Origin of the sequence: Microbacterium luteum (genome assembly GCF_015277875.1) — a bacterium.
Taxonomy (GTDB): domain Bacteria; phylum Actinomycetota; class Actinomycetes; order Actinomycetales; family Microbacteriaceae; genus Microbacterium; species Microbacterium luteum.
In genome coordinates, this window is sequence record NZ_CP063814.1 from 1,094,541 (window position 1) to 1,116,901 (window position 22,361).

Sequence of the window (22,361 nt, forward strand, 5' to 3'; positions counted from 1 at the left end):
GAAACCGTGACCGCGCCCCGCATCCGACCTCGCCGTCTGCGTGCAACGCCCGCGTGGCGTCGCCTGCAGAGTGAGACGCGCCTGGACGCGTCTCAGCTCGTGCTGCCGATGTTCCTCGCCGAGGGAGCCGCCGAAGCCCGCCCCATCTCCTCGATGCCCGGTGTCGTGCAGCATTCGACCGACACGTTCCGGGCGGCTCTGCACCGCGCCGCCGAGGCCGGCATCGGCGGCGTGATGCTCTTCGGCGTGCCCGAGCACAAGGACGCCGTCGGCTCCGGCGCGACCGATCCGGACGGCATCCTCAATGTCGCGACGCGCATCGCCGTCGCCGAGGTCGGTGACGCCCTGGTCGTGCAGAGTGACCTCTGCCTCGACGAGTTCACCGACCACGGCCACTGCGGCGTGCTCGATGCGCGCGGTGGCGTGGACAACGACGCGACGCTGGATCGCTATCGCGACATGGCGCTCGCGCAGGCGGAGGCGGGATCCCACCTCCTCGGGCTGTCCGGCATGATGGACGGCCAGGTGGCGGCGCTTCGCGATGCCCTCGACGGCGCCGACCGCGGCGATGTGGCACTGCTGGCCTACTCCGCCAAGTACGCCTCGGCGTTCTACGGGCCGTTCCGCGAGGCGGTCCAGTCCTCGCTGCAGGGCGACCGTCGCACGTATCAGCTCGACCCGGGCAACCGCCGCGAGGGCGCTCGAGAGGTCGCCCTGGATGTGACGGAGGGAGCCGACGTGGTGATGGTCAAGCCCGCGATGACCTACCTGGATGTGCTCGCCGACGCCGCCGCGGTCTCTCCGGTGCCGGTGTGGGCGTATCAGGTCAGCGGCGAGTACGCGATGATCGAGGCCGCCGCCGCGCACGGGTGGATCGACCGCGAACGCGCGATCGACGAGTCCCTCACCGCCATCGTGCGCGCCGGCGCCGACGCGGTGCTCACGTACTGGGCCGTCGAGGCCGCCGAACGCTGGAAGGACGCATGAGCGCCACCGATTCCGATCTCACCAACGAGACCGCCGCAGCACGTGCCCGCGCCGTCATCCCGGGAGGGGTGAACTCCCCGGTGCGGGCCTTCGGATCGGTCGGCGGCACGCCGCTGTCGATCGTCGCGGCGCACGGCGCGACGGTCACGGATGTGACCGGGCGCGAGTACGTGGACCTCGTCGCGTCGTGGGGACCCGCCCTGCTGGGGCACGCCCACCCGCGGGTGGTCGACGCCGTGCAGCGCGCGGCCTCTCGCGGTCTGTCGTTCGGCGCCTCCACGCCGGGGGAGACCGAGCTCGCCGAGCTCGTGGTGGAGCGCCTTGCCGTCGACGGTGCCCGCGGGATCGAGCGACTGCGCCTGGTGTCCACGGGCACCGAGGCCACGATGACCGCCATCCGCATCGCGCGGGGTGCGACCGGGCGAGACGTGATCATCAAGTTCGCCGGCCATTACCACGGCCACTCCGACGGGCTGCTCGCCGAATCCGGATCGGGCGTGGCGACGCTCGGCCTTCCGGGCTCCGCCGGCGTCCCCGCGCCGATCGCGGGGCTCACCCTCGTCCTGCCGTACAACGACCGCGCGGCGGTGCGCGACGCGTTCGCCGCGCATCCCGGGCGCATCGCCGCGATCATCGCGGAGGGCGCCGGCGCCAACGCGGGCATCCTCGCGCCCGAAGACGGCTTCAACGACTTCCTCGTGGAGACCGCGCACCGCGAGGGGGCGCTGTTCATCCTCGACGAGGTGCTCACCGGGTTCCGGGTCGACCCCGCCGGATGGTGGGGCCACGAGCGCGCTCGCGGCGCCGGCTACGTGCCCGACCTGCTCACCTTCGGGAAGGTCATCGGGGGCGGGATGCCGCTGGCCGGCATCGGCGGGCGCGCGGACCTCATGGAGCTGCTGGCGCCGCTCGGGCCCGTCTACCAGGCCGGCACCCTCAGCGGGAATCCGCTCGCGGTCGCGGCGGGGGTCGAGACGCTCCGGCTCGCCGACGCCGGTGTCTACGCCGCCGTCGATGCGGCATCCGCTCGCGTCGCGTCGGCGCTCACCGCGGCGCTCGCCGCGGAGGGCGTCGCGCACACGCTGTCGTTCGCCGGGAATCTGTTCTCGGTCGCGTTCCGCGAAGCGCCGGTGCGCGACTACGACGACGCGAAGGATCAGGAGGCGTGGCGATACGGCCCGTTCTTCCACGCCATGCTCGCACACGGCGTGTCGCTTCCGCCGAGCGTGTTCGAGGCGTGGTTCCTCACGGCGGCGCACGACGACGACGCCCTCACCCGCATCGAGGAGGCGCTGCCTCACGCGGCCCGCGCCGCCGCGGCGGCATGACGGTCGCCGAGCACGCTCGCGCTCCGGGCGCCGGAACCGTCAGATCCAGCCGGGAAGCCAGTTGTGGAGGCGCCAGAAGTCGTAGGGAACAGTCGTGGCGGTCTGGATGGGGTACCAGAACGCCGTGAGCACCAGCACCGCGATGAGGATCACCCACACCAGGCGCTGCCCGTTCGCACGTCGCACCGCATCGAAGGACGCCGATCCGGAGAGGTCGCGGAGTGCGTATGCGAGGGCGAGCGCGACGAAGGGCAGCATGACCACGGTGTAGAACTGGAAGATCGTGCGCTCCGGGTACAGCAGCCACGGCACGTAGGTGGCGGCGATCCCGGTCAGCACGAGGCCGGTCTGCCACCGCGGTCGCACGGCGAAGCGGTAGATCAGCCACAGCGCCGCGGCCATGCCCGCCCACCAGATGAGCGGATTGTTCAGGCTGTAGATGTTCTGCACGCACGTCGCCCCGCCGCAGTCCGTGCTCTCGTAGTACATCGACGTCGGACGCAGCAGCAGCGGCCACTGCCAGGCCGGGCTTGCGTAGCCGTGCTCGGTGGTCAGTCCGACGTGGAAGTCGTAGACGGCCTTGTGGAACAGCCAGAGCGAGCGGAGCGACTCCGGTACCCATCCCCATGCGCCGGGGTCGGTCTCGCCGCCGAGGTTCCGTCCCCATCCGCCCGCTGTGAGCAGCCATCCCGTCCAGGTCGACAGGTAGACGACCACGGCGACGGGGACGAGCAGCAGGAACGAGACCGGCCCCTGCCGGAGGACGGCGTCCGTCGGCCAGAAGGTGATCCCCGCGCGGCGGCGCGCCCACGCGTCCGTCACGATCAGGTAGACGCCGAGTGCGGCGAGCACATAGAGCCCCGACCATTTGACGGCGCCCGCGCATCCGGCCGCTGCACCCGCGGCGATGATCCACGGACGGTTCCACAGCACCGGGCCCCATTCGTGGGGGGCGTCGCGGGATGCCGTCCCGGCGGCGATGCGCGCAGCGTGCCCGCGGGCGTCGAGCGCCACGAACCATGCCGCCAGGAGCACGAAGAACGCCAGGAAGGTGTCCAGGAGCGAGACGCGGCTCATCACGATCGCCTGACCGTCCACGGCGAGCAGCAGCGCGGCCACGGTGGCGAAGGCGATCGACCGCGTGAGGGTGCGGGCGAACAGGTAGAGCACGAGCACCATGGCGGTGCCGAACACGGCGGCTGCGATCCGCCAGCCGACGGATGAATCCGCGCCGAACAGGGCCATGCCGACGCCGATGAGGAACTTCCCCAGCGGCGGGTGCACCGAGAAGCTGCCGGTCGCGAGGAAAGTGTCCGTCTCGCCCTGGGCGAAGTCTGCGTCGGCGCCCTCCGGCCAATCCGCCGTGTAGCCGAGCACCCACTGGCTCCATGCGTCCTTGACGTAGTAGGTCTCGTCGAAGATCAGGACGGGGGGGTGCCCCAGATTCCACAGGCGCAGGATGCCCGCCAGCAGCGTCACGATCACGGGTGCGAGCACCGCCCACCGACGGGCCAGCACGGGGTCCGCGCGCAGGCGCGTGGTCACCCGGTCGTACCACGTCGTCCTCGGCGCGGGTCGCGGCGTCACCTCGGCCGTCGCGCTCAGGTGGCCGGTGCCCCGCCCTCGTTCCGCGGCTGCCGCGGACGGATCGGCGGGCTCGGGCTTCGACACGTCGTCCAGCCTATGCTGGGGCGGTGATCATCCTGGCCGCGACCCCGATCGGCAACCTCGGCGACGCGTCGACACGGCTGATCGAGGCTCTCGCGACGGCGCAGACGATCGCCGCCGAGGACACGCGCACCACCCAGCGTCTGCTGGCCGCGCTGGGCATCGACAATCGGCCTCGGCTCATCGCTCTGCACGATCACAACGAGAAAGATCGCGCCCACGACCTCGTGGAGCTCGCGCGCGACGCCGACGTGCTGCTGCTCAGCGACGCCGGCATGCCGACCGTGAGCGACCCGGGGTACGGTGTCGTCGCCGCCGCTGCAGCGGCCGGCGTGACCGTCACCGCGATTCCCGGTCCGAGTGCGGTGGTGACGGCGCTCGCCGTCGCGGGGCTCCCGACGGATCGCTTCACCTTCGAAGGGTTCGTGCCGCGCCGGCCGGGCGAGCGTGCCCGGATGCTCGCGGAGCTCGATGCCGAATCGCGCACGATGGTGTTCTTCGAGGCGCCGTCCCGCACGGCGGCCACGCTGCACGACATGATCGCGGCGTTCGGTGCCGAGCGTCGCGTCGCCGTCTGCCGGGAACTGACGAAGCTGCACGAACAGGTCGTGCGCGGGAGCCTGACCGAGGTCGCCGCATGGGCGGACGAGGGCGTGCGCGGCGAGGTCGTGATCGTCGTCGCCGGCGCGGAGCGGCGAGCCGTCGCCTTCGGCGACGCGGTCGATCAGGTCACCGCGCTCGTCGCCGGCGGCGCACGACTGAAAGAGGCTGCCGCGGAGGTCGCCGAGGCCACGGCGCATTCGCGCCGCGATCTGTACCAAGCTGCGCTCGCCGCGCGAGACTGACGGCGCAGGGGGTCCGTCACACGGGGACGGGTCACCGGGACGGGCAACTAGAATTCTCGGGTGAGTACCGGCCGATCCTTCTACATCACGACGCCGATCTATTACCCGAGCGATGTGCCGCACATCGGTCACGGCTACACCACCGTCGCCGTCGACACCCTCGCGCGCTGGCACCGCCAGGCCGGGGACGACACCTGGATGCTCACCGGCACCGACGAGCACGGTCAGAAGATGATGCGCGCCGCCGCGGCCAACGGCGCGACGCCGCAGGAGTGGGTGGACCGTCTCGTCACCGAGTCGTGGTTCCCGCTGCTGGAGACCCTCGACGTCGCCAACGACGACTTCATCCGAACCACCCAGGAGCGTCACGAGGAGCGCGTGAAGGCGTTCGTGCAGGCGATCTACGACCGCGGCTACATCTACGCCGGCGAGTTCGAAGCGCTGTACTGCGTCGGCTGCGAGGAGTTCAAGACCGAGGCCGAGATCCTCCCGGGCACCGGGGAGTTCGAGGGACTCAAGGTGTGCGCGATCCACTCCAAGCCGCTGGAGCTGCTGCAGGAGAAGAACTACTTCTTCAAGCTCAGCGAGTTCCAGGACCGGCTGCTGGAGCTCTACGCGTCGCAGCCCGACTTCATCCGCCCGGAGTCGGCCCGCAACGAGGTCGTCTCGTTCGTGCGGAGCGGACTGAAGGACCTGTCGATCTCCCGCTCGACCTTCGACTGGGGCATCGAGGTGCCCTGGGATGACAGCCACGTCATCTACGTGTGGGTGGACGCGCTGCTCAACTACGCCACCGCGGTCGGCTACGGGACCGACCCGGAGCAGTTCGACCGGCGCTGGCCGGCGTACCACGTGGTGGGCAAGGACATCCTGCGCTTCCACGCCGTCATCTGGCCGGCCATGCTCATGGCGGCCGGTCTCGACGTGCCTCGCGGCGTGTTCGCCCACGGATGGCTGCTCGTCGGCGGCGAGAAGATGTCCAAGTCGAAGCTCACCGGCATCGCCCCGACCGAGATCACGGATGTGTTCGGCTCGGATGCGTACCGGTTCTACTTCCTCTCGGCCATCGCCTTCGGCCAGGACGGCTCGTTCTCATGGGAGGACCTCTCCGCGCGGTATCAGGCCGAGCTCGCGAACGGGTTCGGGAACCTGGCATCGCGCACCGTCGCGATGGTCGGCAAATACTTCGACGGCGCCGTGCCGGCACCCGGGGCCTACACCGAGGCCGATCTCGAGATCCAGCGCGTCGTCGCGGATGCGGCGAGCGCCGCGGATGCGGCCATGGAGCGTTTCCGCATCGACGAGGCGATCGACCGCATCTGGACGATCGTCGACGAGCTCAACGGCTACATCACGATCAACGAGCCGTGGGCGCTGGCCAAGGACGAGGCCAAGCGAGAGCGACTCCAGACGGTGCTCTACACCGTCGCGGAGGGGCTCCGCGCGCTGACCGTGCTGCTGTCGCCGGTGATGCCCGAGGCGACCGCCAAGCTGTGGCTCGCCCTCGGCGTGGGTGAGACGCTCGGATCGCTGGAGGATCAGCCCATCCGCGAGGCCGGCCAGTGGGGGGCGCTGCGCCCCGGCACCTCCGTCAACGGCTTGGCCCCCCTCTTCCCCCGCGTCGAGCAGGCCTGATCCCGCCGGCGCCCCGGCTCCCAGCGGCATCCACCCCTGCCCAGCGGCATCCACCCCTGCCCTGCGGCATTGACCCCCTGCCCTGCGGCATCCACCCCTGCCCTGCGGCATTGACGGCCTGGTGATGTCCCACTTTCTGTCCCTACGGGCGGCTATGGCGACGGAATTTGGGACATGCCCTGCGGAGTGGGCGTGATGGCCGGGTGATGTCCCACTTTCTGTCCCTATGGGGCTGGATGCGAGCGGAAAGTGGGACATGCAGCAGGATGGGGGAGGCTGGGGAGGCTGCACGGGGCAGCCGCAGGATGGGGAGCGGCAGGATGTGGAGCGACCGGATGGAGGGGAGAGGCGAGCGATGAGCGATCCGAGCGCGTACGTGCGAACGCGGGAGAAGGGGACGCGCGACACCCGGTATCCGGATGCGCCCGCGCCGCTGGCGGTGCCCGTCTACGACAATCACGCCCACCTCGAGATCGAGGACGGCGATGATCCGCTGAGCCTCACCGACCAGCTCGACCGCGCCGCCGAGGTCGGCGTGGCGGGCGTCGTGCAGGCCGGAGGAGACATCGAGTCCAGCCGCTGGTCGGCCTGGGCGGCTTCGTCGGATCCGCGCGTCCTGGCGGCGGTCGCCATCCACCCCAACGAGGCCCCGCTGTATCGGGATGCGGGACGCCTTGACGAGGCGATCGCGGTCATCGACGAGCTCGCCGCACAGCCGCGCGTGCGTGCGATCGGGGAGACCGGGCTGGACTTCTTCCGCACCGACGAGCCCGGCATCCCCGCGCAGCACGAGTCCTTCGAGGCGCACATCGCGCTGGCGAAGAAGTACGGCATCGCGATGCAGATCCACGACCGCGACGCTCACGATGCGGTATTCGAGACGCTGTCGCGCGTCGGCGCCCCGGAACGCACGGTGTTCCACTGCTTCTCCGGCGACGAGGCGATGGCCGGCATCGCCGCCGAGCGCGGCTACTGGCTCTCGTTCGCCGGCAACGTCACGTTCAAGAATGCCCAGAACCTGCGTGACGCGTTGCACGTGACGCCGGTCGAGCGCATCCTCGTCGAGACGGATGCGCCGTTCCTCACGCCGACCCCGCATCGCGGACGCCCCAACGCCCCGTACCTGATCCCGGTCACGGTGCGCTTCATGGCCGCGGAGCTCGGGGTCGAGCTCGACGAGCTGTGCGCACAGCTGGCCCGCAACACCTTCGAGGTCTACGGCGCGTTTTGAGCCTTCGCGTTCTTGCGCACGAACAGCGTCTCGGTCTGCTCCAGCTCCATGCCCTTGGTCTCGGGGATCTTCCACGCGACGTAGAAGAACGACAGCGCCGCGAACGTTGCGTACATGCCGTAGGTCAGCGGGAGCGACCAGCCGGACATGACGGGGAAGCTCACCGTGATGAGGAAGTTCGCGATCCATTGCGCTCCCGCGGCGACGCCCAGCGCCTTGCCGCGGATGCGGCTGGGGAAGATCTCGCCGAGGAGAACCCACACGAGCGGACCCCACGACGCGCCGAACCCGATCACGAAGAGGTTCGCGGCCACGAGGGCGATCGGACCCCACGGGTCGGGGAGGGACACGTCGTCCCCGGAGCCGGTGGCGAAGGCGAACGAGATCGCCATCGCTGCGAGCGATACCGTCATCAGCACCGACCCGGTGAGCAGGATCGGCTTGCGTCCGACGCGGTCCACCAGCACGATCGCGACGATGGTCACCAGGACGTTCGTCACCGACGTGATGACGCTGATCAGCAAGGAGTTCTGCTCGGTGAAGCCGACCGCCCGCCACAGCGTCGTGGAGTAGTAGAAGATCACGTTGATGCCGACGAACTGCTGGAAGACGGACAGGATGATCCCGATCCAGACGATGCCCTGGAGGCCGAAGACCGGACCGCGCAGCGACACCCCCGCGTTCTTGCGGTCGGCCTGGATCTTCTTCTCGAGTTCGTTGACGGTGATCTCGAGATCCTCCGGCGGCATGAGACGGGAGAAGATCTCCCTGGCCTCATCCATGCGTCCGCGTGCGATGAGGTACCGCGGAGACTCCGGCATCGTCAGCGCCAGGATGCCGTACACGAGAGCCGGGATGGCTTCGACCAGCAGCATCCATCGCCATGCGTCGAGTCCGAACCACATCGGCTCGTTCGCGCCGCCGGCGATGTTCGCCAGCAGCGCGTCGGACAGCAGGGCCGCGAAGATGCCGAGGGTGATCGCCAGCTGCTGCAGCGAACCGAGCGTGCCGCGGATCTGACGCGGCGCGACCTCGGCGATGTAGGCAGGGGCGACCACCGATGCGATGCCGATGCCGATGCCGCCGATGAGCCGCCAGAAGGTGAGGTCCCACACCCCGAACGCGAGGCCGGAGCCGAAGGCGCTCGTCAGGAACATGACCGCGCCGATCAGCATGACCTTGAGGCGCCCGAACCGGTCGCTCAGGGTTCCGGCCAGGATCGCACCGAAGGCGCACCCGAGCAGGGCGATCGCGACGACGAAGCCGGTGATCACGTCGTTCAGGGCGAAGTCGGACTCGATGGAGTCGACGGCGCCGTTGATCACCGACGAGTCGAAGCCGAACAGGAAACCGCCGACGGCGGCGGCGATCGACAGGGCGATGGCCCGCCGACCGTACGAGCTGCTCAGGGAGAACCCCGCCGTGGGGGTGGAACCGGATGACATCACAGCCGTCACCCTAGACCCGTGCGCGCCGGCGTGCACAGCGCCATGCTGGGCTTGACTACAGTGAACCCATGCCCGTACAGCTGCTCGGCGCGGGTGAGATCCGCGCCCTCGCCGCCGAGCTCGATGTCACCCCGACGAAGAAACTCGGTCAGAACTTCGTCGTCGACGCCAACACGGTGCGCAAGATCGTGCACGTCGCCGATGTGCGTCCGGGCGAACGCGTGGTCGAGATCGGCCCCGGGCTGGGGTCTCTCACGCTCGCGATCCTGGAGGCGGGGGCGAGCGTGACGGCGGTGGAGATCGACGCGCGCCTCGCGGCACGCCTGCCGGGCACGGCGACCGCTCACGGCGTCGCGGACGGCGCACTGCAGGTCGTCGCCGCGGATGCGCTGCGGGTGTCCGATCTGCCCGGTCGGCCGACGGTGCTCGTGGCGAATCTGCCGTACAACGTCTCGGTCCCGGTGCTGCTGCACTTCCTGGAGACCTTCCCGGAGCTGCAGCGCGGCGTGGTGATGGTGCAGGCGGAAGTGGGAGAGCGCCTTGCGGCGCCCCCCGGCTCGAAGGTCTACGGTGCTCCGAGCGCCAAAGCGGCCTGGTACGGTCCGTGGCGGCTCGCCGGCACGGTGTCGCGCCAGGTCTTCTGGCCCGTGCCGAACGTCGACAGCGTGCTGGTCGCCTTCACGCGCGACGCCTCGCCCCGCGGCACCGAGCGGGAGCGCCTGCGCACCTTCGCGATCGTGGATGCGGCCTTCCGGCAGCGCCGCAAGATGCTGCGGCAGGCCCTCGCGGACGTGCTCGGCGGCTCGTCGTCGTCCGCCTCGGCCGTCCTGGAGCAGGCCGGTGTGCGCGCGACCGCGCGCGGCGAAGAGCTCTCGATCGACGACTTCCAGCGGATCGCGGCCGTCGCCGGAGGTGACCTGCCGGTCAGGTGACGTTTCGTCATCGTTCACCGTGTCCGGCCTCGCGGGCCGAAACATGCCGGTAACGTTTCCCGGAACCCCGGCTCGACCCCGGGATGGGAGATGAAGCGATGCACACCGCGGAATACCCGGCACCCGACCGGACCTTGCTCCACCTCAGCGATACTCACCTGCGCGCCCCCGGCGCTCGCCTGTTCGATGTGATCGACGGCGCGGAACGGATGCAGCGCACGCTCGCGAGCATCGTCGATTCCGGCGTGCGACCCGACGCCCTCATCTTCACCGGAGACCTCGCCGACCTCGGCGAGCCCGAGGCGTACACCCGGCTGCGCTCCCTGGTCGAACCGGCCGCCGCCGCGATCGGTGCACGCGTGATGTGGGTCATGGGCAACCACGACGATCGGGTGGCGTTCCGCTCTCGGCTCCTCGACGACGACAGCGGGGACGACGCGCCCTACGACCGCGTCGAGGAGATCGACGGTCTGCGCATCGTGACCCTCGACAGCTCCGTGCCCGGACACCACCACGGCGAGGTGTCCGACGAGCAGCTGGACTGGCTCGCGCAGGTGCTGCGCGAGCCCGCGCCTCTCGGCACCGTCCTCGCGATGCACCACCCGCCGGTTCCCGCGGTGCTCGATCTCGCAGCCAGTGTGGAGCTGCGCGAACAGCGCCGGTTGGCGAAGGTGCTGCGCGGCACCGACGTGCGGGCCGTCATCGCCGGCCACCTGCACTACTCGACCTTCGCGACCTTCGCCGGCATTCCGGTCTCCGTCGCCTCGTCGACCTGTTACGCACAAGACCTCACGGTTCCCGTCGGCGGCACCCGACCGCAGGACGGCGCACAGTCGTACAACCTGGTGCACCTCTACGATGACACCGTCGTGCACTCGGTCGTCCCCGTCGACGTGCCCCGGGTGCTCGAGTACATCGATCCGGCGGAGTCGCAGCGCCGACTCGTCGCGGCCGACGTGCGGCCGTTCAGCTCGCCGTCGCGTGCGGCGTCGCCGTCGGACCGCGTCGCCCTGAGTCGGCGCTGAGCTCGACGCGCTCCCACGGGGCGGGCACCGGGAACATCCTCTCGAGCGTGGTCCGGACCGTGTGGGCCCGCACCTCCTCGGGCACCTCGACCTCGCCGCCGTCGTTGAGGCAGAACATGTCGACCGCCTCACGGCCGGCCAGCCGCTCCATCCGACGCAGGCCGCTGCGCATCGTCGTCTGCACGTAGCGCGTGCGCGGACGGCTGGTCGGCACGGCACGGCCGGTCATCAGCGCGTAGTAGTGGTACAGGCTGTTGGTCACCGAGATGTCCGTCGCTGCGCGGAAGCGCGAGCCGGCCGTGCGGGCGAAATCTTCGGGGAACTCCTGCTCGAGCTCGGCCATGACGCTGCGACGCAGCGGGGTCGCGCAGTGCTCGAGGTCGCGTGTGATGGTGCGGCCGAAGCGCTCCTTCAGGAGGGCCCGGTTCACGCGCAGTCCGTTGTCGTGCCCGCTGCGGTGCGGCCCCGGGGCGCCTGAGCCGATCCGCACGCCGCACTCGACGAACTTCGTCACCCCTGCCGGCGTGAAGAACATCTCCGGGTGCACGCGCCGTCCGAAGAACATGTCGTCGTTGGAATAGAGGAAGTGCTCGGCGAGCCCGGGGATGCGGTGCAGCTGCGCCTCGACGGCGTGCGAATTGTGCGTGGGAAGCGTCGCCGGGTCGGCGAAGAAGTCCTCGCTGCGCACAATCGTCACCTTCGGGTGGTCGAGCAGCCACGACGGCGCGGGGGAGTCGGTGGCGATGAAGATGCGACGTACCCAGGGTGCATACATGTGCACGCTCCGCAGGGCGTAGCGAAGCTCGTCCACGTGCCGGTACCGCGCCGGGCCGTCGTCGCCGGCGCCGACGACGTATCCCGCCATGCGTGCCGCACGCTGGCGCTGGAAGTCGGTCGAGGAGCCGTCCACCCAGGAGAAGACGATGTCGATCTCGTCGGTGACCTCATCCGGCTGCGGATCGAACATCCCCTCCCACGTCCGCCACGACCGGCCATGGCGCTCGACCGTCGTCGCCACGAGGTCCGTCGCCGCGGTGCGGCGGCGCGAGAAGGTGTTGTCCGACGGTGCTTCCACGACATCGCTCGCGAAGCGCCAGAACTGCACGCGGACGCCGGTGGCGGCACCGTACCGCAGCCCGCCCGTGCGAGCGATCCGCGGACGATAGACGCGCACGGCCGTCGGCGCGTCGGGGAGAGGGGCCGCATCCACCGCGAGCACCGCGGCGCTCTGCTTGAGCTTGACGTGCAGGGGCTCGTGCGCGCAGGCGCCCGCCAGGGCCGCGTGCGCCGCGGCGCGCTCGGCGAGGTCGACCACGAGGGCGAGGGTATGACGGTCGTGCCGGATCAGCCGGACGCCGACGCCGGCATCCTCCAGCACATCGCTCACGTAGATCAGGTCCTCGGCATGCGCCTGGTCGGGTGTGAGGCGATCGTGCACGAGGTGGAGCAGCCCGCGGTCGACGACGACATCGTCACGCTGGAGCAGCGATGACCAGGGGTGCCGATCGAGCGGCAGAGAGGACACGACGGTCATGGTGGTTCCTTCACACTGATGCAGGGGCGCTCTCGCCGCCGGCGGCGCAACCCTACGAGGAAACTATTACAGCACTGTTTCCCCCGTGTTCATGCGGGATGCGCGGCGGCTTCCGTCAGACGCTGTGAACCATCCGAGCGCCGCGCGCGTCGCCGTCCGACGGCGCGCGCTAGCCTCGGATCATGAGCGACGATTCCCGCTTCCGCCCCGACATCCCCGACCTCCACCGTCCGTACACGGCGGCGCCGGAGCGCTACGACAGACGCGGGTACCGCCAGGTCGGGGCATCGGGTCTGTACCTGCCGGCCATCTCGCTCGGACTCTGGTGGAACTTCGGGGACAACATCCCCCTCGACAACCAGCGGGAGCTGCTGCGTCACGCCTTCGATCGCGGTATCACGCACTTCGATCTGGCGAACAACTACGGGCCTCCCTACGGCTCCGCGGAGAAGAACTTCGGGCGCATCTTCGCCGAAGACCTCCGCCCGTACCGCGACGAACTCATCATCTCGTCGAAGGCCGGATGGGACATGTGGCCCGGTCCCTATGGCGACTACGGTTCGCGAAAGTACATCCTCGCCAGTGCCGAGCAGTCGCTGCGGCGCATGGGACTGGACTACGTCGACATCTTCTACTCCCACCGAGCCGACCCCGTGACGCCGGTGGCCGAGACGATCGCGGCGCTGGACACCCTCGTCCGCCAGGGCAAGGCGCTCTACGTGGGCATCTCGTCGTACAGCGCCGAGCGCACCGTCGAGGCCGCGGCGGTCGCGCGCTCGCTCGGGACCCCGCTGGTGATCCACCAGCCGTCCTACTCCATGCTCAACCGATGGGTCGAAGACGGCCTCACCAGGGCGCTGACCCAGGAGGGCATGGGTGCGATCGCCTTCACCCCGCTCGCGCAGGGGCTCCTCACCGACAAGTACCTCGGCGACGGCACCGCGGATCGCGCGCAGCAGCGATCGTCGCTGCCGGGCGGGGCGCTGTCGGAGGACGGGATCGCGACGCTGCGAGGTCTCAACGTGATCGCGACCGAGCGTGGTCAGTCGCTCGCGCAGATGGCCCTGCAGTGGGTGCTGCGCGATCGCGTGGTCGCGTCGGCCCTCATCGGCGCTTCGCGCACCTCGCAGCTCGATGAGAACCTCGCCGCCCTCGACGGTCCCGCCTTCACAATGGAGGAGATCGAGCAGATCGACACCCTCGCCGGCGGGATCGACGTGGATCTCTGGGCGGACTCCGCGAAGCTGTGAGCATCATGGCCGTCTCCGATCGCGTGCACGTGCGCGCGCCGGGCAAGCTGAACCTCTTCTTCGAGGTGGGTGCGGCCCAGGATGACGGCTATCACGACGTCGCTTCCGCCTATCAGGCCGTGTCGCTCTGGGAGGACGTGTACGCCCAGCCCGCCGACGGCTTCACCCTCAGCGTCAGCGGCTCGGTCGACGTCTCGGGGGTGCCCGCCGACGACCGGAACCTCGCCCTGCGCGCGGCCCGCCTCATCGCGCGCCGGCTCGATCACGAGGGTGGCGTGCATCTCGACATCGTCAAGCACGTGCCGGTCGCCGGGGGGATGGGTGGCGGCTCGGCCGACGCCGCTGCCGCGCTCGTCGCGTGCGACGCGCTGTGGGGCGGTGATCTCGGCTCGGCCGAACTGCACCGCATGGCGGCACGTCTCGGCGCAGACGTGCCGTTCGCCCTCATGGGCGGCACGGCCGTCGGAACGGGTCGGGGCGATCAGCTCAGTCCTGCCCTCGCAAAGGGTCGCTTCGACTGGGTGCTCGTCACCGTCGACGGGGGATTGTCGACCCCGGATGTCTACGGTCGTCTCGACGAGATGCGGCGACGCCCCGACATCCGCCCCGCGCCCGGGTCGCCCGCCGTTGAGCCGGGCGTGCTCCACGCGCTTCGCGCGGGGGATCCGGTCGCGCTCGCCGAGCACGCTCGGAACGACCTGCAGGTCGCGGCTCTGAGCCTGCGCCCAGACCTTCGCGACCTGCTGGAGGACGGCGAGAGCGCGGGAGCGCTCACGGGGATGGTGTCGGGCTCCGGCCCGACCGTCGCCTTCCTCGCGGACGGGCCCGAGGCCGCGCTCGACCTGCAGGTGACGCTCTCGGCCGCCGGTCACCGCGCGCTTCATGTGCACGGTCCGGTGCACGGGGCCCGCATCGTCTGAGCGGCTCCCTAGCGCATGGGGCCGGACCGCGCAATGTTCCCGGCCGTCCGCCTTCGTGTCGTTGCCAGCCGCTACGGTGGTGAGCACGTCCTCGGGAGGAATCATGAAGGCACGACTGCACGGCTCGGTGATCGCCGAGGCCGACGAGAGCGACCTCGTCCGCATCGAAGGCAACTGGTACTGGCCGCCCGTCAGCGTCTCAGACGGTGTGCTTGCCGAGAGCCCCACCGCGTACACCTGCCCGTGGAAAGGCGCCGCGCAGTACTACAACGTGACCGCCGCGGGCCAGACGCTGGACGACGGCGCGTGGGCGTACCCGGATCTCCGCCCGGGCGCGGTGGACCGCGTCGGTGTCGACTTCGCCGGCTACATCGCCTTCGACCGGGGCATCGAGATCTCCTGACCCGCGGAGGCCGCCACCCGCGGCCGACGGTTCCCCGGGCGACCGCACGACGACAGAGAGCGACGATGGCCGACACGACTCCCGCAGCCTCGGCGGATGCCCCCGGCGGCATCGACTTCCGCGACGTGACCAAGGTCTTTCCCGACGGCACGCGTGCGGTGGGGGAGTTCCGTCTCCACGTTCCTCCGCACAAGACCACGGTCCTGGTCGGTTCGTCGGGTTCCGGCAAGACCACGCTTCTGCGCATGATCAACAGGATGGTCGAGCCCTCTTCGGGCTCGATCTCGATCGACGGCGACGACATCGCCGATCGAGACCCGGTGTCCCTGCGCCGGAGCATCGGCTACGTGATGCAGAACTCGGGCCTGATGCCCCATTTCACCGTGCTCGACAACATCACCACGGTTCCCGTGCTGCGGGGAACCCCGCGACGTGACGCTCGTGCCCGGGCGCTCGACCTCATGGATACCGTCGGCCTGGACCGCTCGATGGCCGACCGCTACCCGAGTCAGCTGTCGGGCGGGCAGCAGCAGCGCGTGGGTGTGGCGCGCGGCCTGGCGGCCGAGCCCAACATCCTCCTGATGGACGAGCCCTTCGGCGCGGTCGACCCGATCGTGCGGGCGGAGCTGCAGGAGGAGCTCCTGCGGCTTCAGCGCGAGATCGGGAAGACGATCGTGTTCGTCACGCACGACATCGACGAGGCGTTCCTGCTGGGCGACCAGGTGGTGATCCTCGAGAAGGGCGCCGAGGTCGCGCAGATCGGCACGCCGAACGAGATCACCGAGAACCCCGCGAGCGCGTTCGTGGAGAGCTTCATCGGGGCAGACAGGGGCAAGCGTGCGCTCCATCTGAAGAAGACCGACCGCGGCACCGTCGTCGTCGACGGCGAGGGGCGCGCGCAGGGGGCGCTCGTCGAGGAAGGCGGGTGACGTGGACTGGGTCCTCGACAACCTCGACCTCATCGGCGAGCTGACACTGATCCACCTGCGGCAGAGCATCCTCGCGATCGTCATCGGATTCGTGCTGTCGGTGCCGCTGGGGTGGGTGGCGTTCCGATTCCGGCTGCTGCGCAGCGGCATCATCACCGTGGTCGGGCTGCTCTACACGATCCCCTCGCTCGCGCTGCTGATGATCCTGCCCACGATCTTCGGGTACAGCGCGATCAGCGAGATCAACCTGATCGTGGCGCTCACCATCTACGCGCTCGCGATCATGGTGCGATCGGTGTCCGACGGTCTGCAGTCGGTCGACTCCGGGGTGCGGCAGGCCTCGACGGCCGTGGGGTTCGGCGGCGCGCGCAGATTCTGGGCCGTCGAGTTCCCCCTGGCCGGTCCCGTGATCCTGGCCGGCCTGCGGGTGACGGCGGTCAGCACGATCTCGCTTGCGACCGTCGGAATCCTGATCGGTGTCACCAACCTCGGGTACCTCTTCACGAACGGACTCCAGCGGCGGATCATCCCCGAGGTGCTCGCGGGGGTCGTCGCCGTGGTCGTCATCGCGCTTCTCATCGACTACCTCCTGGTGCTCACCGGTCGCGCCCTCATGCCGTGGTCACGGCAACCCTCGCGTCGTGAGCGTCGTCGGGCGCGGCGCGTGCTCGCCGGGGCGGAGGCTCCCGCGTGAACCTCATCATCAACGCCTTCGTGTGGCTGGCGAACCCCGAGCGGTGGAGCGGACCCACCGGCATACCGGTGGCACTCGCGCAGCACCTCGGGTTCACGTTCCTCTCGGTGCTCATCGCCGCCGTCGTCGCCGTCCCGGTCGGGTGGGCGATCGGCCATACCGGCCGCGGGCGCGAACTGGCTGTCGCCGTGTCGGGCGCGGCGCGCGCGATCCCGTCCTTCGGTCTCCTCGTGCTTCTCGTGCTGCTCCTCGGGGTGCTGCAGACGGGCCTCGCCGCCGTGGTGACCTTCGTGCTGCTGGGGATTCCGTCGATCCTCGCCGGCGCGTACACCGGGTTCGAGGCCGTCGACCGGCGCATCATCGACGCCGGGCGGGCCATGGGCATGACCGAGTGGCAGATCCTCTGGCGGATCGAGGTTCCGCTCGGCCTGCCGCTCCTGGTGTCCGGATTGCGTGCCGCGACCCTTCAGATCGTCGCGACGGTCACCATCGCCGCGTACGTCGGCCTCGGCGGGCTCGGCCAGTACATCATCCAGGGCATCAACCTCAATCGCTTCGACCAGGTGCTCGCCGGGGCGATCCTCGTCGCGGCGCTGGCGCTTCTGCTCGACGCGGTCTTCGCCGTTCTCGAGCGACTCGTCGTGCCGCGAGGCGTGCGCGCCGGTCGCGTGTCGAGCTCGGGTCCGACCGGCCGGCGCTCGCACGCCGCGGCGGCGCCGGCATCCTCCTGACCAACGAACCCCTACCATCCGGAGAAAAGGACAGCAGCATGTTCACAGCAAGCAAGAGATTCGCCTTCGGTGCGGCGCTCGCCACGAGCGCCGCCCTCGTGCTCGCCGCGTGCGGATCGAGCGATCCCCTCGCGGAGGACCCCGCCGACGGCGGGACTGCGGAAGGCGGCGACACGATCGTCGTCGGCTCGCAGGCCTACTACTCCAACGAGATCATCGCCGAGATCTACGCGCAGGCCCTGGAAGGGGCCGGCTTCGACGTCGAGCGCCAGTTCAACATCGGCCAGCGCGACGCGTACATGCCCGAGATCGAGTCGGGCAACATCACCGTCTTCCCGGAGTACAGCGGCAACCTGCTGCAGTACTTCGACCCTGAGACCGAGGCGCGCACGGCGGACGACGTGTACGCGGCGCTCGAGGAGGCCCTTCCGGAGAACCTCGCGGTCCTCGATCAGGCCGAGGCGAGCGACCAGGACTCCTACACCGTCACGGCGGAGTTCGCCGAGGAGAACGGACTCACCTCGATCGGTGATCTCGCCGGTGTGTCGGATGCCCTCACGCTCGGCGGACCGCCCGAGCTCGCTGAGCGTCCCTACGGCCCCGACGGACTCGCCGAGACGTACGGCGTGGAGGTCACGTTCTCGCCGACCGGCGACACCACCGTCGAGAGCCTCGTGGCCGGCCAGGTCGACGTGGCGAACGTGTTCACGGCGGATCCGCGCATCCAGACCCAGGATCTCGTCGTGCTGGAAGACCCCGAGGGGCTGTTCCTGGCTTCGAACGTCGTTCCCGTCGTGAGCGCGGATGTCGCCGACGAGATCGCCGAGACGATCGACGCGGTCAGCGCGGCGCTCACCGCCGACGCCCTCGTGGCCCTGAACGTGCAGAGCACCGAGGACCAGATGTCGCCGGAGGACATCGCGACGCAGTTCCTGTCGGAGAACGGTCTCGCCTGATCCGTCCCGCCAGAAAGGGCCTCACCGTCCGTAGACGGTGAGGCCCTTTTGTGCTCCCTCGAACCACCCCGATCTTGTCGAGACGACCCGTTGTCGCCGCGAACAGCGGGGTGGTTCGACGCGAAAGGGGTGGTTCGGTGGGGCGTCAGCGCAGGAACGCGTTCCAGAAGCCCTTCTTCGCGGGCGTGTCGTGGCCGGCGCAGCGCTGAGAGCGGGGGACGCCGGCGAGCGCCTGCTCGACGTGCTGTCCGCATCCGGCCCAGGTCGCCTTTCCGCAGGTCTTGCAGGTGGTCTGTCGGCACATGTGGTGCCCCTTTCTCGGTCGTTTCGTTCAGGCGAGGGTGAGGAAGAGCTTCTCGAGCTCGTCGGTGGTCAGCCCTTCGGCCGCCTCCGCCCCTTCGGGGTCGACGACGCAATCGCGCATCGCGGTCGAGACGATCGCGAATCCGGCGCGATCGAGTGCGCTGGTGACCGCGGCGAGCTGCGTGACGACCTCGCGGCAGCCCGCATCTGATTCGACCGCGGTGATGACCGCGTTCAGCTGACCCTGGGCCCGCCGCAGCCGGTTGAGGATCCTCTTGCGGGCCGCGGCCTGCTCCTCGGGGGTGCCGGTGATCATCATGCGAGTACTCCTTCGGTGACGAGGACGCGATCGACGTCGGCGCCGAACCACTGACGCAGCGTGCGGGTCCCACCGGAGAGCGACGAGGAGTCGAACCCGTGCGAGACCAGCACGCGGTGGGCGATGTTCGAGCGCACGCCCGCCGCGCAGAGCACCCGCACCGGTCGTCCCGCGGCGGCGTCCCGCACCTCTTCGATGCGATCGCGCAGCTCGGTGTGAGGGATGTTCACGGCGTTGCGCAGGTGCCCGGTGACGAATTCGCCGGGGGTGCGCACATCCACGACGAGCACGTCGGCGTCGTCCGTCGCGTCGGCCGCGTGCCACAGCCGGAGGCGTCCGGTGAGAAGGTTCTCGGCGATCATGCCGAGCATGTTCGCCGCGTCCTTCGCCGAGCCGTAGGGCGGGGAATAGCTGAGGTCGAGATCGATGAGGTCGGGGGCGACGAGCCCGCCGCGGATCGCGGTGGCGATCACGTCGATGCGCTTGTCCACACCTTCGACACCGGCCGCCTGGGCGCCGAGGATCGTGCCGTCGACCGGATCGATGTGCGCGATGAGGTGAATCGGCGCGGCGCCCGGGAAGTAGCCGGCGTGCTGGTTGGGATGCAGGTGGATCGTCTCGTACGCGAAGCCCGCCTCGTCGAGGCTTCGCCGGTTCGCTCCGGTCATCGCCACGGTGAGGGATCCGACGCGCACGATCGCGGTGCCGAGGGTGCGGGGGATGCGGCGAGCGGCTTCGTCGCCCCCGACGATGTCGTCCGCGATGAGGCGTCCGGCACGGTTCGCGGGGCCGGCGAGAGCCACCGGCCGGACGGTGCCCGTGATCGCATCGACGCTGACCGTCGCGTCGCCGGCGGCCCAGATGCCGGGCGCGGAGGTGCGGCCGCGGTCGTCGACGACGATCGCACCGCGAGCCGTCTCGATGCCGGCACCTGCGGCGAACGCGGTGTCGGCACGCACGCCGACGGAGAGAACCACGAGGTCGGCGTCGATGACCGTGCCGTCGCCGAGACGAACGCGGTCGACGTCGGTGCCGGCCTCGATCGCCTCGGCGGCGACCCCGGCGTGCATCGCGATGCCGAGGGTCTGCAGCTCCTCGTGCACGAGCGTGGCGAGTTCGCGCTCGAGCGGGGGGAGGGCGTGCGGCGCGAGTTCGACGACGTCGACGGACAGTCCGGCGTGGCGCAGCGCCTCGGCTGCTTCGATCCCGATGAAGCCGGCACCGAGCACGACCGCGCGGCGAGCGCCCGAGGAGACTTCGTCGCGGAGCGCCACGGCGTCGGCGACGGTGCGGAGGGTGCGCACCCGGGCGGAGTCGAGCCCCGGCAGGGGCGGGCGGAGCGCCGCGGCACCGGGTGTGAGGACGAGAGCGTCGTAGGACAGCTCGATGACGCCGTCCGGTGTGTCGACGACGACGATCCGTGCCGCGGTGTCGATATCCGTCACCTCGTGATGCAGGCGCACGTCGAGGTCGAGTGCGGCGCGCAGCGACGACGGCGAGTGCAGCAGCAGGTCGGCTGCCTCGGAGATCTCTCCGCTGACGTGGTACGGAAGGCCGCAGTTGGCGAACGACACCTCGGAGCCCTTCTCGAGCACGATGATCTCGGCCGTCTCATCCAGGCGACGGGCACGGGCGGCGGCGCTCATCCCCGCTGCGACGCCTCCGACGATCACGATTCGCATGACGACTCCTCTCCGATACCCCAGGGGGTATCAACATCAATATCGATCGTAACATACCCCCTGGGGTATCTCTGAAGACGCGACGGTGTCGCGGGGTCGGATGCGCGTAGCCTGGAACGCCTATGGCGCATCTGCTCGGGGCCGAGGCCCTGCACCTGGAGTTCCCGACCCGCGTGGTCTTCGACGCCGTCTCGCTCGGGATCGACGAGGGGGATCGGATCGGCATCGTCGGGCGGAACGGCGACGGCAAGTCGAGCCTGCTCGCGATGCTCGCCGGACGCCTCGAGCCGGACGGGGGACGCGTGACCGTGCGCGGCGGGGTGCGCGTGGGAGTCCTGGATCAGGCGGACACCCTCGACGACGATCTCACCATCGCCGAGGTCGTCGTCGGCTCCCGGCCCGAGCACGAGTGGGCCGGAGATGCCCGCGTTCGCGATGTCATCGGCGGGCTGCTGGGCGGGTTGTCGTGGGATGCGCCGCTGCGGGACCTCTCCGGCGGCCAGCGACGTCGCGTCGCCCTGGCGAAGCTGCTCTCCGAGGACTACGACGTGCTGTTCCTGGATGAGCCCACCAACCACCTGGACGTGGAGGCGATCTCCTGGCTCGCCGATCACGTCAAGCGACGCTGGGGGGTCGGCTCGGGCGCACTGCTGGTCGTCACGCACGACCGGTGGTTCCTCGACGAGGTGTGCACGAAGACCTGGGAGGTGCACGATCGCGTCGTCGAACCCTTCGAGGGCGGATACGCCGCCTACATCCTGCAGCGGGTCGAGCGCGACCGGCAGGCCGCCGCCATCGAGCAGCGCCGCCGCAATCTCGCGCGCAAGGAACTCGCCTGGCTGCGACGCGGCGCGCCCGCCCGCACATCCAAGCCGAAGTTCCGCATCGACGCCGCCAACGCGCTCATCGAAGACGTTCCCGAGATCCGTGACGCGCTCTCGCTGCAATCGCTGGCCGTCTCGCGCCTGGGGAAGGATGTCGTCGACCTGCTGGATGCCTCGGTGTCGTATCCCGATGTCGTGACGGGCGCCGACCGAACGGTGCTGCATCCCGTCGAGTGGCGCATCGCCCCTGGCGAGCGCACCGGGATCCTCGGTGTGAACGGCGCCGGCAAGTCGACGCTGCTCGGCCTCGTCTCCGGAGATGTCGAGGCGACCTCGGGCCGGATGAAGCGCGGCAAGACCGTTCAGGTCGCCACGCTCACCCAGCGCCTCGACGAGCTGGAGGAGTACCTCGACGAGCCCGTGCGGGTGGTCGTCGGCCGACTGCGGACGACCTACACGCTGGGCTCGGGCTCCAAGGCGCAGGAGCTCACTCCCGGCCAGCTGCTGGAGCGCATGGGCTTCTCCAGCGCACAGCTGTCGACGCCCGTGAAGGACCTCTCGGGAGGGCAGAAGCGCCGGCTGCAGCTGCTGCTGATCCTGCTCGAGCAGCCGAACGTGCTGATTCTGGACGAGCCCAACACTCAGGAACCGTATGTGGTTCGGACACCTCCATTCTACCGCTCCGAGGGACGTTCGTGGGGTTCGTGCCGCACCCGC

Annotated in this window: 20 protein-coding genes and 1 pseudogene; 15 read left to right on the forward strand and 6 right to left on the reverse strand. The window is 70.0% G+C overall.

The window, feature by feature from the left end; all coding sequences use genetic code 11:
- Nucleotides 1-6 precede the first annotated feature (6 nt).
- Both hemB and IM777_RS05325 read left to right on the forward strand, forming a co-directional pair.
- Complete coding sequence (hemB, locus tag IM777_RS05320; protein WP_071042818.1) at nt 7-987, forward strand: porphobilinogen synthase; 981 nt, start codon at nt 7-9, stop codon at nt 985-987.
- Nucleotides 984-2,315, forward strand: coding sequence for a glutamate-1-semialdehyde 2,1-aminomutase (locus tag IM777_RS05325; RefSeq protein ID WP_071042819.1), 1,332 nt, complete (start codon nt 984-986; stop codon nt 2,313-2,315). Before hemB ends, IM777_RS05325 begins: the two co-directional genes overlap by 4 nt.
- 39 nt (nt 2,316-2,354) lie before the next feature.
- Here the strand turns inward: IM777_RS05325 and IM777_RS05330 are convergent, their stop codons facing one another.
- Nucleotides 2,355-3,986 carry a dolichyl-phosphate-mannose--protein mannosyltransferase gene (locus tag IM777_RS05330; RefSeq protein WP_228480966.1) on the reverse strand — a complete coding sequence of 544 codons (1,632 nt, stop codon included), beginning with the start codon at nt 3,984-3,986 and terminating at the stop codon, nt 2,355-2,357.
- 23 nt (nt 3,987-4,009) lie between these two features.
- Between IM777_RS05330 and rsmI the strand changes: the two genes are divergently transcribed.
- From rsmI to IM777_RS05345, 3 genes are all read left to right on the forward strand, one after another.
- Nucleotides 4,010-4,828 carry a 16S rRNA (cytidine(1402)-2'-O)-methyltransferase gene (gene rsmI, locus IM777_RS05335; RefSeq protein WP_194384892.1) on the forward strand — a complete coding sequence of 273 codons (819 nt, stop codon included), beginning with the start codon at nt 4,010-4,012 and terminating at the stop codon, nt 4,826-4,828.
- A 60-nt stretch (nt 4,829-4,888) separates the two neighbouring features.
- On the forward strand, nt 4,889-6,463 hold the full coding sequence (gene metG / locus IM777_RS05340) for a methionine--tRNA ligase (RefSeq protein ID WP_071042821.1): 1,575 nt from the start codon (nt 4,889-4,891) through the stop codon (nt 6,461-6,463).
- Between the two features lie 355 nt (nt 6,464-6,818).
- Nucleotides 6,819-7,694, forward strand: coding sequence for a TatD family hydrolase (locus IM777_RS05345; protein WP_194384893.1), 876 nt, complete (start codon nt 6,819-6,821; stop codon nt 7,692-7,694).
- Here the strand turns inward: IM777_RS05345 and IM777_RS05350 are convergent.
- Entirely contained in the window at nt 7,679-9,139 is a 1,461-nt protein-coding gene (locus IM777_RS05350) for a sugar porter family MFS transporter (protein WP_194385456.1), read from the reverse strand. The two genes, IM777_RS05345 and IM777_RS05350, sit on opposite strands and share 16 nt — an antisense overlap.
- Before the next feature lie 71 nt (nt 9,140-9,210).
- On the opposite strand from IM777_RS05350, the gene rsmA reads away from it, so the two are divergent.
- Together rsmA and IM777_RS05360 are read left to right on the forward strand one after the other, a co-directional pair.
- Nucleotides 9,211-10,074 (forward strand): 16S rRNA (adenine(1518)-N(6)/adenine(1519)-N(6))-dimethyltransferase RsmA, encoded by an 864-nt coding sequence (gene rsmA, locus IM777_RS05355; RefSeq protein WP_194384894.1) that lies wholly within the window; start codon nt 9,211-9,213, stop codon nt 10,072-10,074.
- Between the two features lie 98 nt (nt 10,075-10,172).
- Nucleotides 10,173-11,099, forward strand: a complete 927-nt coding sequence (locus IM777_RS05360; RefSeq protein ID WP_071043341.1) for a phosphodiesterase — start codon at nt 10,173-10,175, stop codon at nt 11,097-11,099.
- Here the strand turns inward: IM777_RS05360 and IM777_RS05365 are convergent.
- Nucleotides 11,041-12,633 carry a stealth family protein gene (locus tag IM777_RS05365; protein WP_194384895.1) on the reverse strand — a complete coding sequence of 531 codons (1,593 nt, stop codon included), beginning with the start codon at nt 12,631-12,633 and terminating at the stop codon, nt 11,041-11,043. The genes IM777_RS05360 and IM777_RS05365 overlap by 59 nt on opposite strands.
- A 182-nt stretch (nt 12,634-12,815) precedes the next feature.
- Between IM777_RS05365 and IM777_RS05370 the strand changes: the two genes are divergently transcribed.
- The 7 genes from IM777_RS05370 (at nt 12,816) to IM777_RS05400 (ending at nt 18,516) form a co-directional block, all read left to right on the forward strand.
- Complete coding sequence (locus IM777_RS05370) at nt 12,816-13,883, forward strand: aldo/keto reductase (protein WP_071042825.1); 1,068 nt, start codon at nt 12,816-12,818, stop codon at nt 13,881-13,883.
- 5 nt (nt 13,884-13,888) lie between these two features.
- Entirely contained in the window at nt 13,889-14,803 is a 915-nt protein-coding gene (locus IM777_RS05375; protein ID WP_071043342.1) for a 4-(cytidine 5'-diphospho)-2-C-methyl-D-erythritol kinase, read from the forward strand.
- A gap of 103 nt (nt 14,804-14,906) precedes the next feature.
- Nucleotides 14,907-15,206: a DUF427 domain-containing protein gene (locus tag IM777_RS05380; RefSeq protein ID WP_071042826.1), complete on the forward strand. Its 300-nt coding sequence runs from the start codon at nt 14,907-14,909 to the stop codon at nt 15,204-15,206.
- Nucleotides 15,207-15,271: 65 nt separating this feature from the next.
- Nucleotides 15,272-16,135: an ABC transporter ATP-binding protein gene (locus IM777_RS05385; RefSeq protein ID WP_071042827.1), complete on the forward strand. Its 864-nt coding sequence runs from the start codon at nt 15,272-15,274 to the stop codon at nt 16,133-16,135.
- A 1-nt stretch (nt 16,136) separates the two neighbouring features.
- Nucleotides 16,137-16,829 (forward strand): ABC transporter permease, encoded by a 693-nt coding sequence (locus IM777_RS05390; protein WP_071042828.1) that lies wholly within the window; start codon nt 16,137-16,139, stop codon nt 16,827-16,829.
- Entirely contained in the window at nt 16,826-17,560 is a 735-nt protein-coding gene (locus tag IM777_RS05395; RefSeq protein ID WP_071042829.1) for an ABC transporter permease, read from the forward strand. The genes IM777_RS05390 and IM777_RS05395 overlap by 4 nt, the downstream gene beginning before the upstream one ends.
- Before the next feature lie 38 nt (nt 17,561-17,598).
- A complete protein-coding gene (locus IM777_RS05400; RefSeq protein WP_071042830.1) occupies nt 17,599-18,516 on the forward strand; it encodes a glycine betaine ABC transporter substrate-binding protein in 918 nt (305 codons plus the stop codon).
- Nucleotides 18,517-18,661: 145 nt separating this feature from the next.
- On the opposite strand, the gene IM777_RS05405 is transcribed toward IM777_RS05400, so the two are convergent.
- From IM777_RS05405 to IM777_RS05415, 3 genes are read right to left on the reverse strand one after another with little or no spacing between them, the layout of a single operon-like run.
- The gene (locus tag IM777_RS05405) at nt 18,662-18,820 is read right to left on the reverse strand and encodes a hypothetical protein (protein WP_176759351.1); all 159 of its coding nucleotides are present in this window, start codon (nt 18,818-18,820) and stop codon (nt 18,662-18,664) included.
- A 27-nt stretch (nt 18,821-18,847) separates the two neighbouring features.
- Entirely contained in the window at nt 18,848-19,138 is a 291-nt protein-coding gene (locus IM777_RS05410) for a metal-sensitive transcriptional regulator (protein ID WP_075807062.1), read from the reverse strand.
- Nucleotides 19,135-20,820, reverse strand: coding sequence for an FAD-dependent oxidoreductase (locus IM777_RS05415; RefSeq protein ID WP_071042831.1), 1,686 nt, complete (start codon nt 20,818-20,820; stop codon nt 19,135-19,137). Before IM777_RS05415 ends, IM777_RS05410 begins: the two co-directional genes overlap by 4 nt.
- Before the next feature lie 122 nt (nt 20,821-20,942).
- Here IM777_RS05415 and IM777_RS05420 point away from each other — a divergent pair.
- Nucleotides 20,943-22,280: pseudogene (locus tag IM777_RS05420) on the forward strand (ABC-F family ATP-binding cassette domain-containing protein); the annotation flags it as partial.
- Nucleotides 22,281-22,361: the final 81 nt, after the last annotated feature.